Here is an 18269-nt window from a genome sequence, read left to right on the forward strand (position 1 = left end):
CCGCGAGATCACGCCACTGGCAAGACCGGCGCATATCCCTGACTCGGATCACCGGTGGCGAAACCATCGGACTGGGCGATGCGGTCAAAGACCTAACGACATTGGCCGGCATTCCGCCGTGCACGGGCTGCGAACAGCGCGCAGCCTTCCTGAACAGGCTTCTTCGCCTGCCTCGGCTCCGTCACAGGAACCGGTTGTAATTCATTCGCGTGATCCGCCGTCCCGGGCTGCCCGCCCGGCCCCAGTGGCGCGCACATTTTTCTCAGGAGGCGGCAATGCCGCAGCAAGTGGTTGTTACCGAGCGCTATTGGTGTCCTGGCGGCTGGCCGTGGGAATGGTTCGACACCTGCACCCGCCAGGTCACCAAGTGGTGCTACGACTTCAGTTGGGTCGAGGAGACCGGGTACGGAGTGGCCAGCCATCTGAAGGGCTGTGAAAACGGCACCCTCTATACGTGGTGGGCTTTTTCCTTCGGCATCTTTGGCACTACCCATTACGGTGGCGGACGGATGTGCTTCACCAGCCAGCTGAGCTCCTCCGGCCGCTGTGAGGGCTCCGCCGTTTCAGGCCTGAGCGTCACCGCCGCCCTCCCGCGCATCCAGTCGACTGCCCGCCGGCAAATTCGCAGGCCGGTGCACCGCCCGCTGGTCGAGGAAAAGGACCAGCGGTCGCCCGGCGACGGGGCGGGGCAGTAGTCCCATGCGCCCGACTCTGAACCTCGAGACCGTCCTGCAGGAACTGCACTGCCACGACGAAGGAGACGGCCTGGGCAACGCCGAGCCGTACATCTGGACGGTGTTCTTCAAAGTCGACGGCGACAATTTCGCCGTCGAGGCCGGTTCCGGCCTCATTGGTTCGCCGACAATCGTGTCCAGCAGCGGCAGCCACGGAAACCTCGGTGATACCGACGTGGATGCCGGTGACGACGTGCCGGTTCCGGATGCGGTGGGCCGCTGGTCCACCAAGCTCAAACCCATACCCATTAACGACGCGGTCCTCCGCTCCCTCCTGGGCGCTGACGACGTTCCCGCCATTGCCGGCGTCGTGGTTTCGGTGATGGAGGAGGACGGCTGGCCGGATTCCCTGGCCGACACCGGCTATGCGGCGTTCGTGGACGCGGTCCATCTTGCGGTGGTGAAGGTGGCCGCCAGCTTCCAGCGCGCGCTGGCCGCGCCCACCCCGCAGCAGATCAAGGACCAGATCGAGGTGGTGAAGGAATCCGCGGCGTCTTCGGTTCGTGCGGCGGTCAAGAACGCCATGTCCGGCTGGCAGCTCATCTGGTACGGCACCTTCGGCAATAACGACGACAGCGTGGGTACAGAGGCGTTCACCACCACCACCGATGAACTGGTGGACACCCCGGCCATCAACTTCAGCCGGCGCTGGTCCGGTGACGAGTCCGGCGACGGGGACTGGGAGCTGCGCGGGGTCTTCCGGGGCTTTCCGCAGGTGGACTGCAGCCTCGAGTCGCTGTTCGCAGTCAATGCTGCCGGCGGCTCCCCGCAGGATGCCGCACAGACCGGCAGTTTCGAGGCGATGCGGGCCTTCCGGGAAGGTGGCTTCCGCGAATTTCCCGGGCTGGGAGCATGGTGGGCGGAGTTCACGACGGCTAGCCCGGCGCTCGCGGACATTGCCGCAAAGCGGCCGGAGGTCCAGGATGCGCTGAACGGCTTGCTGCACGACGCCGGCACCTGGCTTGGCGACCAGTCTGCGCCAATCGACGGGGCGGCGAGGGAACGCCTGGACACGGTCCTGGACGCGGTGTCGGGGGACGCTTCGGCGCACACCCGAAGGGTGGTCCGCCAGGCAAAGCGCCTGGTGGAACGGCTGGACGGGGTTGCGTTCGGGGACGCGCTGCGGATGGCCTCCGAACTCAAGCCGGTGGGGCGGACGCCCCGAGGTGCCCCGCGCCCTGAGGAGCCGTTCGTCGTGTAATTCCTACCGCTCGGCGCGGCTGCCATGCATTCGTGTGTGATCTGCATCATGATTGCGTGAGGCGTGGGCCAATCAGGGTCTTTCGCCTCTGGCACACTGGCCTCTGACGCCGTCGATAAACAGGAGAAAATGTATGGGCTTACTGGACCGTGACCACTCCATCGCCCCGCCGGGCTTCAACCGCTGGCTCGTGCCGCCGGCGGCGCTCGCGGTGCATCTGTGCATCGGCCAGGCTTATGCCACCAGCGTCTACAAGACGGCGCTGGTCAAGCATTTCGAAGCCAGCCTGACCGAAATCGGCATTATTTTCTCGATCGCCATCGTGATGCTGGGCCTGTCGGCGGCGATCATGGGCACCTGGGTGGACACGAAGGGCCCGCGCAAGGCCATGTTCACGTCCGCTGTCTTTTGGTCCAGTGGCTTCCTGATCGGCTCACTGGGCATCTTCACGCACCAGTTGTGGCTGGTCTACCTCGGCTACGGCGTAGTGGGCGGCATAGGCCTGGGCATCGGCTACATTTCGCCGGTGTCCACGCTGATCAAGTGGTTCCCCGACCGCCCGGGCCTGGCCACCGGCATGGCGATCATGGGCTTCGGCGGCGGCGCGCTGATCGCCAGCCCGGTCTCCACGGCCCTCCTGAAGATGTACGACCCCGGCTCCGGAGCCCAGGGTTGGGTTGCCAGCGGTGACGCCGTGGGCAAGCTCTTCCTGACCCTGGCCGTCGTTTACCTGGCCTATATGCTGTTCGGCGCGTTCACCATCAAGGTCCCCGCGGAAGAGTGGCGGCCTGCCGGCTTCGACCCGGCCAAGGTCAAGAAGGCCGCACTGGTCACCACGGAGAACGTCTCGGCCAGGAATGCGATCAGGACCAGGCAGTTCTGGCTGGTCTGGATTGTGCTGTTCTGCAATGTCACCGCCGGGATCGGCATTCTGGAGCAGGCCGCGCCGATGATCCAGGACTTCTTCCGCCAGTCCGACGGCGTCTCCGCGGTGACCGCCGCGGTCGCCGCCGGCTTCGTGGGCCTGCTCTCGATCGGCAACATGGTGGGCCGCTTCGTGTGGTCCTCCACCTCGGACATCACCGGCCGCAAGCGGATCTACATGGTCTACCTGGGTGTCGGTGCCGTCCTGTACACGGTGCTGGCGCTGGCCGGCTCCAGCACCACGGTCCTTTACGTGGCGCTGGCCTTCGTGATCATTTCCTTCTACGGCGGCGGGTTCGCCACCGTTCCGGCCTACCTGCGGGACCTGTTCGGCACTTTCCAGGTGGGCGCCATCCACGGCCGTCTGCTGACCGCGTGGTCTGCCGCCGGCGTGGCCGGGCCGCTGATCGTCAATGCGTTCCTGGACGCCCAGGGCAAGCCGGGCGAGTTGACCGCCGCGTCCTACCAGCCGGCGCTGCTGACCATGGTGGCCCTGCTGGTGATCGGCTTCCTGGCGAACCTGATGGTGAAGCCCGTTGACCACCGATTCCATGAACCCCGCCACGACCGCGGCCGGGAACCCGAAGCTGCAATGGAGGCCTGAGATGAGCACTGAATACACGCCCGGGGCGCAGGCGCCCGTCAAAGTCTCCGCCGGGAGGCTCGCCATTGCCTGGACCCTGGTGGGAATCCCGCTGGCCTATGGCGTCTTCCAGACGCTGACGCGGGTGGCCGCGCTGTTCGGCTGACGCAACCAGCATAAGGCGGGTGCCGCCGTCGTGAATCCACGACGGCGGCACCCGCCTTTTGCGTGTCAGAAGCCAGTCCCTTCACGGCTCACAGGCAACGGTTTCCCCACCGTCTTGACAGGGATGTGACCCAGGCCTCATTATCGAGTGCATAGTAATTGGTGCACTGCATAAAAATTTCAGCGACGACCTGTCGCTCGGCATGAGGAGACAAAGATGACTTCCAAAAAGATGGTCCGCTGGGGCGGCGCCGCTCTCACCGCCGCACTCACGGCGTTCTCTCTTGCGGCCTGTGGCACAGGGGGCGGCCCGGCTGCCGAGGGCCAGAAAAAGGTGATCGGCGTCTCCGTGGCGGACCAGAAGTCCCTTTTCTATGTGGCTGAGGTGGCGGGCATCAAGGACGAGGCGGAAAAGCTCGGCTACGAGGTGAACATCACTTCCGCCAACAACGACTCTTCGGCCCAGGTCAAGCAGGTCAACGACCTCCTGACCAAGGAGATCGGCGCCTTGATCTTCACCTCCCAGGATTCCACCGCGGCGGCTGCGGGCGTCCGTGCTGCCAACAAGGCCGACGTGCCGGTGGTTGCCGTGGACCAGCGGCCTGAGTCCGGACAGGGTGATCTCGCCACTTACATCGCCACCGACAGCGTCAAGGCCGCCTACGAGCTCTGCACGTGGATGTTTGAGCAGATCGGCGGCTCAGGCGAGATCGCTATCCTTCACGGCGTGCTCGGGTCCACCGCGGAGATCCAGCGCACCGAGGGATGCCAGAAGGCCCTGAAGGAGACGCCGGAGATCAAGGTCGTCGCCGAGGAAACGGCGAACTGGGATGAGACCGAAGCCTACAAGGCCACCCAGAACATCCTCACGGCGAACCCCAACCTGAAGGCCGTGTTCGGCGAGAGCGACGCGATGTCCCTCGGTGCCTCCAAGGCAGCCAAGGCCGCCGGCAAGAAGATCTTCTCCGTTGGCATCGACGGCTTCCCCACCATGTTCGATGCGGTCGCGAGCGGCCTGACCCAGGCAACCATGGCACAGCAGCCCTACATGATGGGCCAGCTCGCCGTGCGCAACGCTGTGGCGCTCATGGAGGGCAAGGGCCAGGACATCCCGAAGGAGCAGTACCAGGACACGGTGCTGATCAACAAGGAAACGGTCACCAAGCACAAGGTCGAAGACTTCTACGGCCCGGACGCCCAGTCCTTCAAGTGATCCTGCCATGACCACTCAACCAGTTTCTGCCGGCCTCGAGGGCACCGGCCTGATGAAGGCCTACTCCGGGGTGACGGTCCTGAAATCAGTCGATTTCCGGGTCGCACCGGGCACGGTCGTCGGACTCGTGGGCGAGAACGGCGCAGGCAAGTCCACGCTCAGCTCGATCATCACCGGCGTGGTGAAGCCCGACGGCGGCACCATGCGGCTGGACGGGGCGGAATACGCTCCGTCCAGCCCCGCCGAGGCCCTGCGGCAGGGTGTGGCGCTGATCCACCAGGAGACGCGCCTCATCCAGGACCTCTCCGTCGCCGAGAACATCTTCCTCGGACGCCTCCCGCGCCGCTTCGGCCGGGTGGACTGGGAACTTGTCCGCCGCGAGTCACGGAAGGCCTTGGATTCACTCGGCGTGGACCTCGACGTCCGCCGCCCAGTCCGCGGCCTCTCGATGGCCATGCAGCAGGAAATCGAGATCGCCAAGGCCCTCAGCCGCCGCCCGCGGTACGTCGTCTTCGACGAGCCGTCAGCTTCGCTTGGCGAGTCGGAAACCGAGCACGTCCTCGACCGGATCCGTGCCCTGCGGACCGCGGGCGCCGGCGTCGTCTATATCTCCCACCGCCTCGACGAGGTCCGGGAGGTGGCCGACGAAATCGTGTGCCTGCGTGACGGTTCACGGGTGCAGTCCTGGAGCTCGGGAGACGTGGACAAGGGAAAGATCATCAACGCGATGGTGGGACGCGAGTTCACCTACGAGCACGTTCCGCCGCAGCCCAGCCGCGAAACCACCGTGCTGGAGGTCAGGGATCTCGGGCGGCGCGGCGTGTTCGCGGACATCAACTTCGAACTGGCGGCCGGGGAAGTCCTCGGGATTGCGGGCCTCGTCGGTGCAGGACGGACCGAGGTGGTCCGGGCCATCGCAGGTGTGGACCGGCCGGATTCGGGCGAAGTCCTCCTGGAGGGCCGCAAGCTTCCCTGCAGCAGCCCCCAGTCGGCCATCCGTGCCGGAGTGGTGATGGTTCCTGAGGACCGCAAGGGCCAGGGCCTCAACCTGGACCGCACGGCAGAGGAAAACGTAACCCTTCCCTGGGAGCGCGACCTCGCCCGCAAGGGCCTGATCACCCGCAAGGTGGTGCGCGACGTCGCCGGGGCACAGGCGCGGCGCCTCGATGTCCGCGGCAACATGGCCCTCCCGGTGAAGTCGATGTCCGGCGGCAACCAGCAGAAGGTCCTGATCGGCAAATGGCTGGTCAAGGATCCGAAGGTCCTCATCATCGACGAACCCACCCGCGGCGTCGACGTCGGCGCCAAGATGGCCATCTACGAAATCATCCGCTCCCTCGCGGCTGAAGGGATGTCCGTCATTGTCGTCTCCTCCGAGCTTGACGAGGTCCTGGGGCTCTCGCACCGGGTCCTGGTGATGTCGCAGGGCCGGCAAAAAGGAATCCTCCGCCGGGGCGAAGCAACCCCGGAGTCCGTCATGTCACTCGCCGTGCACTCTTCGGAATCAACGGCCTCCCCCCTTAGTTCCCAGCAGTAGAAAGAGCAGCAGCCATGCGAACCACAACGGATCACTCCATCCAAAAGAGGTCCCCAGGACGCGGAGGCCCGGCCCCGGAAGGCTCGGGAACGGACAGCAGGCGGGACGGGGCAGCGGGCCGCGGCCCCGGCGGGATTGCCGCCAGTGTGCTCCGCCGCGTGCCGGGGCCGCTCATCGGCCTCGTCGCCGTGATGGTCGCGTTGTCCATCATGTCGCCGTACTTCCTGACGTGGCGCAACCTCTCCAACGTGATCACGCAAAACGCGGACATCGGCATCATGGCCGTTGGCGCAGCCCTGGTCATCCTTATCGGCGGCATCGACCTGTCCGTGGGGTCCACGCTGGCCCTGTCGCTCATGACCAGTGCATGGCTCTACCGTTCCGCCGGCCTGCCGTTCGAGCTGTGCGTCATTCTCGGTCTCGCCGTTGGCGCGGCCGTGGGCTTCATCAACGGCGTGCTCTCGACCTACGGCCGCATCCAGCCCTTCGTTGCCACCCTGGCCACGATGTCCGCTGCCGCCGGCCTGGCGCTCTACCTGACCAACGGCAACCCGATCAACGGCTTCCCGGAGTGGTACCTGGCCATCACCAGCAACGACATCCTGGGTCTCCCGCTTGAGGGAATCATCATGGTGGCCACGTTCCTCATCGCGGCGTACTGGCTCCGCTTCCGTCCTTCCGGCCGCGCCCTCTACGCCATCGGCGGGAACGCCGAAGTGGCGCGCCTCTCCGGGCTCAACGTCACACGCATCAAGATCGGCGTGTACGTTGTGGCAGGCTTCCTCGCAGCCCTCGCCGGCGTCATCGTCGGCTCCCGGCTCGACTCTGCCCAGCCCACGGCCGGTACAGCCGACCTCCTGAACGTCATTGCCGTTGTCGTGATCGGCGGCGCAAGCCTCTCAGGCGGCTCCGGCGGCATGCTGAACACCTTCATCGGGCTCCTCATCATCGGCGTCCTGAACAACGGCATGTCGCTGCTGAACGTTTCCCCGAACCTGCAGCCGGTGGTCATCGGCGTCGCGATCATCATCGCCGTCCTGACCGACCGGGCCAGCCGCTCCCGACACGGCGCCTGACGGCGCACCCCTGTTCCGAGAGGACACCATGACCACCGACACCTACGTCGTAGAGCCCATAGAGGAACTGCTTGCCGGGGCCGACCCCGACCAGACGCTCGCCCCCTGCGGACTCCGGCAGCTCATCATCGGCCCCGGCGCCGTTGCGGCAGTGGCCGACGAGGTCACCCGGCTCCTGCCGGCCGCGCAGCCTGACGGCACAGAGAACCAGGGCACGGAGAGCCAGGGCGCAGAGAACCAGGGCACGCGGCCCCGGGTCTCGCTCCTGGTGGACCGTACCCGGATCGTACGCTCCGGGGAGGACGTCAAAGACCTGATCCAGGCCCAGCTCGCGGCCCGGTTCGCCGTGGTCCGCACCGTGCTGGACGACGGGCACGCCGAACTGCACGTCGTGGACAGCGTGCTCGACGAGGCTGCCGGCGTGGTCCTCGGCGCGGATGCCGTGGTCGCCGTCGGCGGCGGAACCATCAGCGACATCGCAAAGGTGGCCGTCCAGCGCGCCGGGGCTGCCGGAACCACGCCGGTCCTGGTGTCAGTACAGACGGCGGCCTCCGTGGACGGCTACACCGACGACGTCTCCGTCGTCCTGCGGGACGGCGTGAAGCGCACGGTCCCCTCGTGCTGGCCCGACGCCGTTATCTCCGACACGGACGTCATCGCAGAGGCGCCCGAAGCCATGAACCGTGCCGGGTTCGGAGAGATGACGTCCATGCTGGTTGCCCCGGCGGACTGGCGCTTGGCTTACCTGGTGGGCACCGATCCGACCTACAAGCCCAGCGCCGTGCGCCTGCTCGGCATGGTGGGCAAGGACCTGGAAAACTGGAGCTCCGGCGTCCGGGAGGCAGAGCCGGAATCCGTGGGTGCCCTCGCCCGCGCCCTGGCCCTGCGCGGCATCGTCACCGGCGTCGCCGGGACCACCGCAGTCCTTTCCGGCGTGGAACACCTGATCAGCCACATGCTCGACCAGTACCATGGCGCCCACGACCAGCCCATCGGTTTCCACGGCGCCCAGGTGGGGGCCGGTTCCGTCATCGCCGCCAGCGCCTGGGACATGCTGTTCGAAAGGCTCGCCGCGGCGCCCGGAACCCGGCCGGACGTGGCCACCCTGGACCATGCAACCGCAAGGCGGAAGGTCCTCGGCGCCTTCGAACGCGTCGATCCGACCCTGCGCGTGGCCGAAGAATGCTGGCGCGACTACTCCGCCAAACTCGATACCGTGGGGCGCGGGCTGCCCCGCGTCGGAGCGCTGCTGGAGGGCTGGGCCGACGTCCGGGACGAACTCCGCGGGCTCGTCCGGCCCGCAGACTCCCTCGCCGCGGCGCTCGCGGGCGCCGGAGCCGCCGTCACACTGTCCGGTCTTGAGCCGTCGGTGGACGCCGAACTGGGCCGCTGGGCGGTGGAGAACTGCGCCCTCATGCGGAACCGCTTCACCGTGGTGGACATGCTGACGCTCCTCGGCTGGTGGGAAGGCGCGGACGTGGATGAGGTGCTGGAGCGTGCCGCCCGCGCCGCCGCAGCTGCCGAAGCGGGAAGGAACTGAAACCGTGCAGCCTGACTATGTGATCGGCGTCGACTGCTCCACCACGGCGGCCAAGGCCGTTGTCTGGAACGCGCGCGGAGAAGCCCTCTCGCAGGCGCGCTGCGCCTTCGGCCTCAGCCAGCCCCGGCCCGGTTGGGGCGAGCAGAACGCGGAGGACTGGTGGACTGCCTCGGCTGAAGCGATCCGGCGGGCAGCCCAGACGGTGGACACCTCCCGCATCGGAGCCCTGAGCATCACCCATCAGCGGGAAAGCTTTGTCTGCCTGGATGACGACGGCATTCCGCTCCGGCCGGCGATGCTGTGGCTCGACACCCGTGCCACCGCGGAGGTGGCCGCCTTCGGCACCGACGAGGTGCACCGCCTCACCGGTAAACCCGCCAACCCCACCCCGGCCTGGTACAAGCTGCACTGGCTCGCGGCCAATGAACCGGACACCATGGCCCGCATCGGCAAGGTAGTGGATGTCCACGGGTTCCTGGTCCAGCGCCTCACCGGCGCGTGGCTCACCTCGTGGGCATCGGCAGACCCGCTGGGCCTGGTGGACATGTCCACCTTCGATTACGACGACGGCCTGGTCGCCGCGGTGGGGCTCCACCGTGGTCAGCTCAGCGGGCTCCGGCCACCCGGCAGCGTCCTTGGCAATTTGACGGACGACGCCGCCGCGCGCCTGGGCCTGCCGTCGGGAGTTGCCGTCGTGGCCGGCGCCGGGGACGGGCAGTGCGCGCAGTTGGGTGCCGGCGCCACCACCGGCGGCCGGGCCTACCTCAACCTGGGCAGCGGGATCGTGTCGGGGACCTTCTCGGACCACTATTCCCATGCGCGGGAGTACAGGACACTCTCGGCTGCGGTCCCAGGGGCCTATACTCTCGAGACCTTCATCGGCGGCGGGACCATCAACCTGGGCTGGTTCGTCGAGAAGTTTTCCGGGCTCGACGCCCAGGGACTCGGCCTGGGGCTGAGCCCCGAGCAGATACTGGAAACCGCGGCGGCGGCGTTGCCCCCGGGTTCCGAAGGCCTGCTGGCGCTGCCGTACTGGACAGGTGCCCTCACCCCGTACTGGGACCACAATGCACGTGGTGCCCTGGTGGGCCTGACGGGGATTCACGGCAAGGCGCACGTGTACCGGGCACTGCTTGAGGGCCTCGCGTTCGAACAGCGGCTCCTGACGACCGGCGCGGAAAAGGCCCTGGCAGAACCGGTGGCCGAAGTGGTTGCCCTGGGCGGCGGATCCCGCAGCCCGGTATGGTGCCAGATCATCGCCGACGTCATGCAGCGCAGCGTGTCCGTGGTGCGCGACCCGGAAAGCACCTGCCTGGGCGCGGGAATGCTGGCCGCGGCCGCCGTCGGCATCCACGACTCCGTGGACACCGCCGCAAAGGCGATGAGCGGAACCGGGCTCTCCTACGAGCCCCAACCCGCCGCGGCCGCAGCCTATGAGCGGCTTTACGACGTCTACCGCGATATCTACCCGGCCAACCGGGCTGTATTCGCCAAACTTGCGGAGGCAACCCGATGACGGCCCCGACCACCCTGACCGCCAGGCCCGTGCGGGCCTACGCAGGCTACCTCTTCGACCTGGACGGCACCATCTACCTCGGCGACGAGCTGCTGCCGGGTGCCGCGGAGCTGGTGCACGGCCTCCGGGAGGCCGGACGGGAAACACTGTTCCTCTCCAACAACCCCACGAAGAACCCGCAGATGTACGCGGACAAGCTGACCAGGCTGGGCCTTCCCACTCCCGTCGACCGCATCGTGAACCCCTTGGTCACCATCGTCGCGTGGCTGCGGAAGGAAGCGCCGGAGGCAGGAGTCTTCGTCATCGGCGAAGAGCCGCTCCAGGAGGCCATCCGCTCGGCCGGCTTCCGGCTGACGGAGGACCCCCGCGAGATCGACGTCGTGGTGGCGAGCTATGACCGGAGCTTCGACTACCGCAAGCTCCAGATCGCCTTCGATGCGCTCTGGCAGCACCGCCGGGCGCGCCTGGTGGCGACGAACCCGGATGCCTACTGCCCCATGCCGATGGGCCGCGGAGAGCCTGATGCTGCCGCTGTCATCGCCGCCATCGAGGCGTGCACCGGCGTGCGGTGCGAGGCAAACGTCGGGAAACCGGCGGGGGTCATGCTGCAGACTGCCCTGGACGTCCTGGGGCTGCCCGGGCAGGACTGCGTCATGGTGGGGGACCGGCTGCAGACCGACATCGCCATGGCGGTGGACGCCGGCATCGATTCGGCGCTGGTCCTCACGGGGGAGGCCACGGTGGAGATGGCGGGCCTGCTGCCTCCCGAGCGGCAGCCGACCCTCGTGCTGCCGCGCATTGACGCCCTTTTGGAGCCTTTCCGGGCCTCCTAGGGGGCTTCCCCGCGAAGCAGGGGCAGTTTGAGCGGCCGAAGCTATTGCCAGTTCGGCTACCCATCAATAGAATTAGAATTCATAGCTTGAATATTTACTCAGAAAGGAACCGTGATGGATCTTTCATCGCAGGATTTGCTGGAGATGCAGCGGCGCATGTTGCGTATCCGCCGGTTTGACGAGCGGGCGTCCAAGATGGTCAAGCGCGGCCAGATCCCTGGCACCGTGCACACCAGCATCGGGCAGGAGGCCCAGGTGGTCGGTGCGTGTATGGCACTCGGTGACGGGGACTACATGTCCGGCAACCACCGCAGCCACGGCCACCCGATCGGAAAGGGCTCCCCTCTGGGACCGCTCATGGCAGAGCTGGTGGGCAAGGCCACGGGCGTGTGCCAGGGCAAGGGCGGGTCGCTGCACCTGGCCGATTTCGCCGTCGGAAGCCTTGGAGAGTCCGGCATTGTCGGATCCTCGATTCCCATCGCCACCGGCGCCGCACTCTCCAGCAAGGTGCTGGGCAACGGCAAGGTTTCCCTGGCGTTCTTCGGCGACGGCGCCGCAAACCAGGGCTGCCTGTACGAGGCGATGAACATCTCCGGCGTCTGGAACCTGCCGGTGGTGTTCCTCTGTGAGAACAACCAGTACGCACTGTCCACCCCCGCCCACACGGTGACCTCCGGCGTGATCGCGGACCGCGCCGCCGGCTTCGGTATGCCGGGCGTCCGGGTGGAGGACGGCCAGGACGTGCTCGCGGTATTCGAAGCGGTCACGGCCGCCGTCGACCGTGCCCGCCGGGGCGAGGGCCCCTCCCTCGTGGAAGTGGTCACCTACCGGTTCAACGAGCACTCCGAGGGCCTGCGCCTGGGCACCGACTACCGCAACGCCGAAGAAAAGGCCGCCTGGGTCGAACGCGACCCCATCGTCCTGTTCCGCCAGTACCTCGAGCGCGAAGGGATCGCCACGGCGGAGGAACTCGACGCCCTGGAAGCGGAAGTCCTGGCCGAGGTGGACGAGGCCGTCCGCTTCACGGACGAGAGCCCCTACCCGGACCCCAGCGTCGCATTCAAAGACCTCTACACCGAGCCGATCGGAGCAATCGCATGACTGTCATGAGCTACCTTGGCGCCATCGGCGCAGCCCAGCGCGAGGCCATGGAGGCCGACGAGCGGGTCGTCATTATTGGCGAGGATGTCGAAGCCAACGTTTACGGCACCACCGGCGCGGGCAAGTCGCGCAAGGACAAGGGCGACTTCCTGGAGATGTTCGGGGCCAACCGCATCCGCAACACTCCGATTTCCGAGGAAGTCATTGTCGGGGCCGCAATCGGCGCCGCGATGACCGGGCTGCGTCCCATCGTCGACCTCTCGTACTCGAGCTTCCTCTACATGGCCATGGACCAGTTTGTGAACCAGGCCGCCAAGAACCGGTACATGTTCGGCGGCCAGGCGTCCATCCCGGTGGTGTTCCGTTCGGCCATGTTCTACGGCCTGAACACCGGCGCGCACCACTCGGACCGGCCGTACCCGATGTTCATGAACGTTCCCGGGCTGAAGATCATCGTTCCGTCCAACCCGTATGACGCCAAGGGCCTGCTCCGCACCGCCGTGGATTCAGACGACCCGGTCCTGACCTTTGAGGCCTGCATGCTCTGGGGCAGCAAGGGCGAGGTCCCGGAGGAGGAATACAAGATCCCCTTCGGCCAGGCCAACGTGGCCCGTACCGGTGACGACGTGACCGTCGTCGCGATCTCCAGTGCCGTTCCGGAAGCCCTCGCGGCCGCCGAGACCCTGGCGGGGGAGGGCGTCTCGGTGGAAGTTATCGACCCGCGCACCCTTGTTCCGTTCGACAGCGAAGCAGTCATCCGGTCCGTCCAGCGCACCGGCCGGCTGGTCATCGCCGACCCGGCACACCGCACCTGCTCTGCCGCGGCAGAGATTTCCGCCATCGTGGCCGAGGAAGCGTTTGAGTCCCTGCGGGCTCCGATCATGCGGGTCACCACACCCGATACCCAGATTCCGTTCAGTCCCGCCCTCGAGAAGCAGCTCTACCCGAACCGGACCAAGATCGAGGACGCTGTCCGCCGGATCACGGGACTCATGGCGAACACCCTGAACAACGAACTCACATCGCCCGCACCGCGCATGTGACACCCCCTAAAAGAACACCAAAGCAAGGAGAAAAGAACATGGCACGAGTTGAGGTCCTGCTGCCCCAGTGGGGAATGGGCATGAGCGAAGGCACCATCACCACCTGGCTCAAGAGCGTCGGCGACACCGTCACCGAGGACGAGCCGCTGGCCGAAGTCGAGGCGGAGAAGGTGGAGGAGACCCTGGAGTCCCCGGCCACCGGCACCCTGGCTGAAATTGTCGTCCCCGAAGGCGAAACAGTGGACGTCCGCACCCTGATCGCCTACATCGAGACCGCCTGACGGTCCAGGGCAGGAAAGGGAGCCGGTTATGCCACAGGTCGATCCACGCCAGATCATCAAGGACGCGTCCGAGGGTGCGTACGCAGTTGGTGCGTTCAACATGCACAACGATGAGACCACTGAGGCGCTCGTCAGGGCCGCCGAACGTGCCAAGTCTCCTGTTTTCCTCCAGGTGGGCCGGGCGATCGTCCCCCACATGGGGCTCAAGAAGGCCTATGAGATGACGCGCCGCATCGCTGAGGAATCCGACGCGGAATACGTCATCCACCTGGACCACGGGCCGTGGGAGGAAGTCTTCGAGGCCATCAAGCTTGGCTTCACGTCCATCATGTACGACGGCGCGCACCTGCCGTTCGAGGAGAACATCCGGACCACCCGGAAGGTCGTCGAGGTGGCGCATTCCTTCGGCATCCCCGTGGAGGCCGAGCTGGGCAAGATCCCCGACGCCGATCAGCAGGTCGACTGGCAGTCCTACTACACGAACGTCGCCGAGGCGGAGCGCTTCGTTGCGGAGACCGGGGTCGACTTCCTCGCCATTTCGGTGGGAATCGTCCACGGCGTTCCGCTGGCGACGGCGCAGCCCCTGGACATCCAGAGGGTCAAGGAAATCGAGGCAGCCGTGAACATCCCGCTGGTGCTCCACGGCGCCTCCGGCGTCCCGGATGACGAGATCCGCGCCGCCATGGCTGCCGGCGTGCACAAGTTCAATGCGGACACGGACCTGCGCCTGGCGTTCCGTTCGGGCATTGAGGCTGTCTGGTCGCAGGGCGACCGGCAGCTTGAGGACGCGATGGCGGAAGGCCGGGAGCGCATGATCCAGGCGACCATCGAGAAGATGGAGCTCTACGGCTGCGCCGGAAAGGCCCGGGGCCTGGCCCAGGTAGGGCGGTGACAGCTGTCGAGGAAGAGGGCAGGACTGTCGTCCCGCTTAAGGGAATCAGGCGCACTGCCGCGCGGCGCATGGTTGCCGCGTGGCAGGCGCCTGCCTTCCACCTTGCCGTTGAGGCGGACATGGGCGCTGCGCTCCTGCTCAAGGAGCGCAGCGCCGGTGCCACGGTCACCGATGCCATCCTCGCCGCCTGCGCGGCGGCACTTCGTGAGCATCCTGCGCTGAACGCGCACTACGCCGACGAGACGGTCACTCAATTCGAGCGTGTCAACGTGGGCATGGCTGTCGACACTCCGGCCGGCCTGGTGGTTCCCGTGATCAAGGACGCTGCGTCGCTCGACGTCGCGGGCCTGGCCGATGCGCGCCGGGATATCGTCCAGCGCGCCCGTGACGGCAAGCTCACCATGGACGACGTCACCGACGGGACGTTTACCGTCTCCAACCTGGGCATGATGGGGATCGACGGGTTCGATGCCATCCTCAACGTCCCCCAGGTTGCCATCCTGGCCGTCGGCGCCACGCGCCAGCAGTTCGTCCACACCGAGGACGGAAACGGCACCTGGCGGCCGCGGGCGAGGCTCACCCTCACCTGCGACCACCGCGCCATCGACGGCGCCACCGGCGCCCGGTTCCTGGCCGCAGTACGGGAGAACCTGGAGTCGAGCTGACCTGCACCACCTGCGGCGAGGGAGGCCCGGACAACCGAAAGGTTGTCCGGGCCTCCCTCTTGTGTGTGCGGCTGGACCAACGGCGGCGGAGCCGGGACGACAGCAAGCGGGACCACACAGCAAAACAGGACGGCGGAAGGGGGCCGGCACGGGTGATCCAGCTTTCCACCCCGGGACGCTCTCTCACCTAATGCGGGTTTTGGGCCAACGCTCTCTCACCTAATGCGGGTTCTGGGCCAACGCTCTCTCACTTCCCCCGCGGCGGTCCGTTGTCTTGATGCGCCTTGCGGTCAGGGGTTCCTGGTAAAGATCTCCACAAAGCTCAAGGGCCTGACCCCGGGTTCAATACCGGGGTCAGGCCCTTGCAGCCACGCGCCGTGCGCGCTTACCTTCTACGCTTACTTCAGCCGGGAGACGACCTCTTTGACGAGGGGCCATACCCGGGTCACCGAGGTGTGGTTGACCGTTTCCTTGGGGGAGTGCAGATCGTGCAGCTCGGTGCCGATGGAGATGATGTCCAGGCCGGGAATCTTCTCGCTGAACATGCCAAGTTCCAGGCTGCACTGGGAGACGTGGACGTCGGCGTCGTGGCCCATGACGTCGCTGAACGCCTCCCGCGCCGTCTTCAGCAGCGGTGAATCGGGCCTGTACGGGAATTCGGCTGCGTCCAGGCCGTATTCCTCCACCCGCACGCCGCCGCCCGCGAGGCCGGCGAGGGCGCGGACGCGGTCCAGGATTTCGTGCTTGCGTGAGGTCACCGCCGCGGTGATCGTGGACATCAGCCGGGCGCCGTCGGGCGTGGTCCGCACGGTGCCGAGGTTGTTCGAGCTTTCCACGATTCCCGGAACGGTCAGGCTCCAGCTGAGGACGCCGTTGGGGACGAGCGCCGTCAGGCGGGCGAAGCGTGCCGCGGCTGCAGAGGAAAAGACCCGCTCCGGGGCCTCCCCGGGCTCCAGTTCGAGGCGAAGGTCCGGGTCGGCCTTGCGGTATTCGTTCTGCAGCGCTGCCTCAAGCTCGGAGATGACGGAGCGTACGCCCTCGGCGTCTTCGGGGCGCACCAGCAGGACGGCCTGTGCATCCATCGGGATGGCGTTGTTCTGGGCGCCGCCGTGCGGGGCCGAGATCTTTACGTCGTACTGCGAGAGCAGGGCGTTGAGGGCCCGGGCCAGGACCAGGACGGCGTTGGCGCGCTCGAGGTGGATGTCGAATTCGCAGTGACCGCCGGACAGGCCCCGGACCTTGAGCAGCAGGGCCTCCGGGTGCGTGGCCGGGGCCGGCTCCCACTCGGCCGGGATGTCCACGGTGAACGTGATGTCACCGCTGCAGCCGGCGAGGATTTCTTTGTCGGTGATCCAGTTGAAGTCGATCATCCGCTTGCCGGTCAGCCTGGACGTGTCGAAACTGGCGGCTCCCACCTTTCCCTTTTCCTCCATCGCGGTCAGGACGGCCTCGAGGGGAGGGTGCGGGATGTCCTTGGAGTCGAGGAGGGCCAGGATGTAGGAGACGCCGATGCCGTTGTCGGCGCCCAGTGAGGTGCCGTTGGCGGTGACAAAGTCACCGTCGATGAGGAGCTCGATCGGGTCCTGCTCGAAGTCGTGCACCACGCCGTCCTCCTTCTCGCACACCATGTCCAGGTGGCCGTGGAGGATGAGCGGCGGAGCGTCTTCCAGTCCGTGCTGGCCCGGCTTCTTGACCAGGACGCAGTGCAGGTCGTCTTGGGTGGCTTCCAGCCCGCGGTCCCGGGCGAAGTTGACCACCCAGTCGGCGACCTCCTTTTCGTTGCCGGAGCCGCGGGGTATGCCGGCGAGGGTTTCGAAGAAGGAGAACACCTCTTGCGGCTGGAGGGATTTCAGGACTGACATGGGGTGCCTTTCGGAAAGGGTAGGGACGTGGGCGCGGCGTTGCGGCGGACGGAGTGTTTTCAGATGCTGTTGGTCATTGTTATTTGACCACTTCGTTGTGGCCCCGGCCCATGGTAAGCGCCACCGCGGCGATGATGACCAGGCCGTATACCAGGCTTTGCGCCTGGGGGGTTACGCCCACGGCGGCCGCGCCGATGGGCACGAGCGCCACGGTCAGGGCGCCGAAGACGATGTTGATCGGGTTGGTGATGCCGCCGGTGATAGCGGTTCCGCCGACGATGGCGGCGGCGATGCCCGGCAGCAGGAGGTCGCTTCCGAGGCCGAAGGACGACGCCGCGCCGGCCTGTGCGATCACGAGGACCCCGGCGACGCCGGCCAGCAGGCCGGAGAGGGCGAAGGCCACTACCTTGAACCAGCGGGTCCGCAAGCCCGAGAACAGGGCGCCCGTTTCATTGAGGCCCACGGCGGTCATGCCTTCGCCGGCCCGGGTGAAGCGGAGGAACGCCCAGAGCCCTACTGCCAGGACCACGCCCACCCAGAATGCCATGGGCAGGCCGGCAAGGGCTGTGCCGAACAGGGGAGCGAGCAGCTGGCCGTTCGCCGTGGCGTAGACGGTGGTCGCGTTGCTGATCACCAGCGAAGCTGCCTGCAGGATGCCGAGCGTGCCGAGCGTGAGCGCGAAGGAGGGGATCTGGCCAAACGCCACCAGGAAGCCGTTGGCGGCTCCGATGAGGGTGACGACGGCGAGCGTGACTACCGGGGCAAGCACACCCAGGGGGCCAAGGGTCTGGGCGAGGACGATCGCTGCGAAGATCACGATCGCTGCGTTGGACAGGTCGATCGAGCCGACGTGGAGCACCATGGCCTGCCCCAGCGCCACCAGGAGGATCGTTGCCGCCTGGACGGCGAGGATCGCCATGCCGCCGCCGGTAAGGAACGCCGGCCGGAGGACGGCGACGAGGGCGAAGAGGGCGAGGAACACCGCGAACGGGCCAAAAGTGAACCACAGGTTCCGTGGCCTGCGCCGTGCGGGCGCCGCCTTGCCGTCGGCGGTGGCCGGCAGTGCGGCCGGCTGCTCGAGGAGAGCTTTCTTTGACATGGGA

17 protein-coding genes are annotated in these 18269 nt (G+C 66.9%); 15 read left to right on the forward strand and 2 right to left on the reverse strand.

The window, feature by feature from the left end; all coding sequences use genetic code 11:
• Positions 1-275: 275 nt before the first annotated feature.
• The 15 genes from ACIQCM_RS14455 (at position 276) to ACIQCM_RS14525 (ending at position 15304) form a co-directional block, all read left to right on the forward strand.
• The gene (locus ACIQCM_RS14455) at positions 276-695 is read left to right on the forward strand and encodes a hypothetical protein (RefSeq protein WP_400607971.1); all 420 of its coding nucleotides are present in this window, start codon (positions 276-278) and stop codon (positions 693-695) included.
• Positions 696-699: 4 nt separating this feature from the next.
• Positions 700-1935 (forward strand): hypothetical protein, encoded by a 1236-nt coding sequence (locus ACIQCM_RS14460; RefSeq protein WP_400607968.1) that lies wholly within the window; start codon positions 700-702, stop codon positions 1933-1935.
• Positions 1936-2068: 133 nt separating this feature from the next.
• On the forward strand, positions 2069-3463 hold the full coding sequence (locus tag ACIQCM_RS14465) for an OFA family MFS transporter (protein ID WP_400607965.1): 1395 nt from the start codon (positions 2069-2071) through the stop codon (positions 3461-3463).
• Between the two features lies 1 nt (position 3464).
• The gene (locus ACIQCM_RS14470) at positions 3465-3608 is read left to right on the forward strand and encodes a hypothetical protein (protein WP_400607962.1); all 144 of its coding nucleotides are present in this window, start codon (positions 3465-3467) and stop codon (positions 3606-3608) included.
• Positions 3609-3824: 216 nt separating this feature from the next.
• Positions 3825-4820, forward strand: a complete 996-nt coding sequence (locus tag ACIQCM_RS14475) for a substrate-binding domain-containing protein (protein WP_400607959.1) — start codon at positions 3825-3827, stop codon at positions 4818-4820.
• Between the two features lie 7 nt (positions 4821-4827).
• The gene (locus tag ACIQCM_RS14480; protein ID WP_400607956.1) at positions 4828-6357 is read left to right on the forward strand and encodes a sugar ABC transporter ATP-binding protein; all 1530 of its coding nucleotides are present in this window, start codon (positions 4828-4830) and stop codon (positions 6355-6357) included.
• Positions 6358-6371: 14 nt separating this feature from the next.
• On the forward strand, positions 6372-7433 hold the full coding sequence (locus tag ACIQCM_RS14485; RefSeq protein WP_400607953.1) for an ABC transporter permease: 1062 nt from the start codon (positions 6372-6374) through the stop codon (positions 7431-7433).
• Between the two features lie 28 nt (positions 7434-7461).
• Entirely contained in the window at positions 7462-8973 is a 1512-nt protein-coding gene (locus ACIQCM_RS14490; RefSeq protein WP_400607951.1) for an iron-containing alcohol dehydrogenase, read from the forward strand.
• 4 nt (positions 8974-8977) lie between these two features.
• Positions 8978-10489: an FGGY-family carbohydrate kinase gene (locus ACIQCM_RS14495; protein ID WP_400607949.1), complete on the forward strand. Its 1512-nt coding sequence runs from the start codon at positions 8978-8980 to the stop codon at positions 10487-10489.
• The gene (locus ACIQCM_RS14500; protein WP_400607947.1) at positions 10486-11322 is read left to right on the forward strand and encodes an HAD-IIA family hydrolase; all 837 of its coding nucleotides are present in this window, start codon (positions 10486-10488) and stop codon (positions 11320-11322) included. The genes ACIQCM_RS14495 and ACIQCM_RS14500 overlap by 4 nt, the downstream gene beginning before the upstream one ends.
• A gap of 114 nt (positions 11323-11436) precedes the next feature.
• Positions 11437-12423 (forward strand): thiamine pyrophosphate-dependent dehydrogenase E1 component subunit alpha, encoded by a 987-nt coding sequence (locus ACIQCM_RS14505; RefSeq protein ID WP_400607944.1) that lies wholly within the window; start codon positions 11437-11439, stop codon positions 12421-12423.
• Complete coding sequence (locus ACIQCM_RS14510) at positions 12420-13466, forward strand: alpha-ketoacid dehydrogenase subunit beta (protein ID WP_400607942.1); 1047 nt, start codon at positions 12420-12422, stop codon at positions 13464-13466. Before ACIQCM_RS14505 ends, ACIQCM_RS14510 begins: the two co-directional genes overlap by 4 nt.
• Before the next feature lie 38 nt (positions 13467-13504).
• Positions 13505-13747 (forward strand): biotin/lipoyl-containing protein, encoded by a 243-nt coding sequence (locus ACIQCM_RS14515; RefSeq protein WP_377215109.1) that lies wholly within the window; start codon positions 13505-13507, stop codon positions 13745-13747.
• Between the two features lie 28 nt (positions 13748-13775).
• Positions 13776-14639, forward strand: a complete 864-nt coding sequence (locus tag ACIQCM_RS14520; protein ID WP_400607940.1) for a ketose-bisphosphate aldolase — start codon at positions 13776-13778, stop codon at positions 14637-14639.
• Positions 14636-15304 carry a 2-oxo acid dehydrogenase subunit E2 gene (locus ACIQCM_RS14525; protein ID WP_400607938.1) on the forward strand — a complete coding sequence of 223 codons (669 nt, stop codon included), beginning with the start codon at positions 14636-14638 and terminating at the stop codon, positions 15302-15304. The genes ACIQCM_RS14520 and ACIQCM_RS14525 overlap by 4 nt, the downstream gene beginning before the upstream one ends.
• A gap of 398 nt (positions 15305-15702) precedes the next feature.
• Here the strand turns inward: ACIQCM_RS14525 and pepD are convergent, their stop codons facing one another.
• Positions 15703-17166, reverse strand: a complete 1464-nt coding sequence (gene pepD, locus ACIQCM_RS14530; protein WP_400607935.1) for a beta-Ala-His dipeptidase — start codon at positions 17164-17166, stop codon at positions 15703-15705.
• A 79-nt stretch (positions 17167-17245) separates the two neighbouring features.
• Positions 17246-18265 (reverse strand): ABC transporter permease, encoded by a 1020-nt coding sequence (locus tag ACIQCM_RS14535; RefSeq protein WP_400607933.1) that lies wholly within the window; start codon positions 18263-18265, stop codon positions 17246-17248.
• Between the last annotated feature and the right edge of the window lie 4 nt (positions 18266-18269).

Source organism: Pseudarthrobacter sp. NPDC092439, assembly GCF_044754945.1.
In the GTDB taxonomy this organism is placed as follows: Bacteria; Actinomycetota; Actinomycetes; order Actinomycetales; family Micrococcaceae; genus Arthrobacter.

Excerpts from the sequence above, each read along its gene's own strand:
- ACIQCM_RS14455 (WP_400607971.1), top strand. The coding sequence starts at position 276 with ATGCCGCAGCAAGTGGTTGTTACCGAGCGCTATTGGTGTCCTGGCGGC.
- ACIQCM_RS14460 (WP_400607968.1), top strand. The coding sequence starts at position 700 with ATGCGCCCGACTCTGAACCTCGAGACCGTCCTGCAGGAACTGCACTGC.
- ACIQCM_RS14465 (WP_400607965.1), top strand. The coding sequence starts at position 2,069 with ATGGGCTTACTGGACCGTGACCACTCCATCGCCCCGCCGGGCTTCAAC.
- ACIQCM_RS14470 (WP_400607962.1), top strand. The coding sequence starts at position 3,465 with ATGAGCACTGAATACACGCCCGGGGCGCAGGCGCCCGTCAAAGTCTCC.
- ACIQCM_RS14475 (WP_400607959.1), top strand. The coding sequence starts at position 3,825 with ATGACTTCCAAAAAGATGGTCCGCTGGGGCGGCGCCGCTCTCACCGCC.
- ACIQCM_RS14480 (WP_400607956.1), top strand. The coding sequence starts at position 4,828 with ATGACCACTCAACCAGTTTCTGCCGGCCTCGAGGGCACCGGCCTGATG.
- ACIQCM_RS14485 (WP_400607953.1), top strand. The coding sequence starts at position 6,372 with ATGCGAACCACAACGGATCACTCCATCCAAAAGAGGTCCCCAGGACGC.
- ACIQCM_RS14490 (WP_400607951.1), top strand. The coding sequence starts at position 7,462 with ATGACCACCGACACCTACGTCGTAGAGCCCATAGAGGAACTGCTTGCC.
- ACIQCM_RS14500 (WP_400607947.1), top strand. The coding sequence starts at position 10,486 with ATGACGGCCCCGACCACCCTGACCGCCAGGCCCGTGCGGGCCTACGCA.
- ACIQCM_RS14505 (WP_400607944.1), top strand. The coding sequence starts at position 11,437 with ATGGATCTTTCATCGCAGGATTTGCTGGAGATGCAGCGGCGCATGTTG.
- ACIQCM_RS14510 (WP_400607942.1), top strand. The coding sequence starts at position 12,420 with ATGACTGTCATGAGCTACCTTGGCGCCATCGGCGCAGCCCAGCGCGAG.
- ACIQCM_RS14515 (WP_377215109.1), top strand. The coding sequence starts at position 13,505 with ATGGCACGAGTTGAGGTCCTGCTGCCCCAGTGGGGAATGGGCATGAGC.
- ACIQCM_RS14520 (WP_400607940.1), top strand. The coding sequence starts at position 13,776 with ATGCCACAGGTCGATCCACGCCAGATCATCAAGGACGCGTCCGAGGGT.
- pepD (WP_400607935.1), bottom strand. The coding sequence starts at position 17,166 with ATGTCAGTCCTGAAATCCCTCCAGCCGCAAGAGGTGTTCTCCTTCTTC.
- ACIQCM_RS14535 (WP_400607933.1), bottom strand. The coding sequence starts at position 18,265 with ATGTCAAAGAAAGCTCTCCTCGAGCAGCCGGCCGCACTGCCGGCCACC.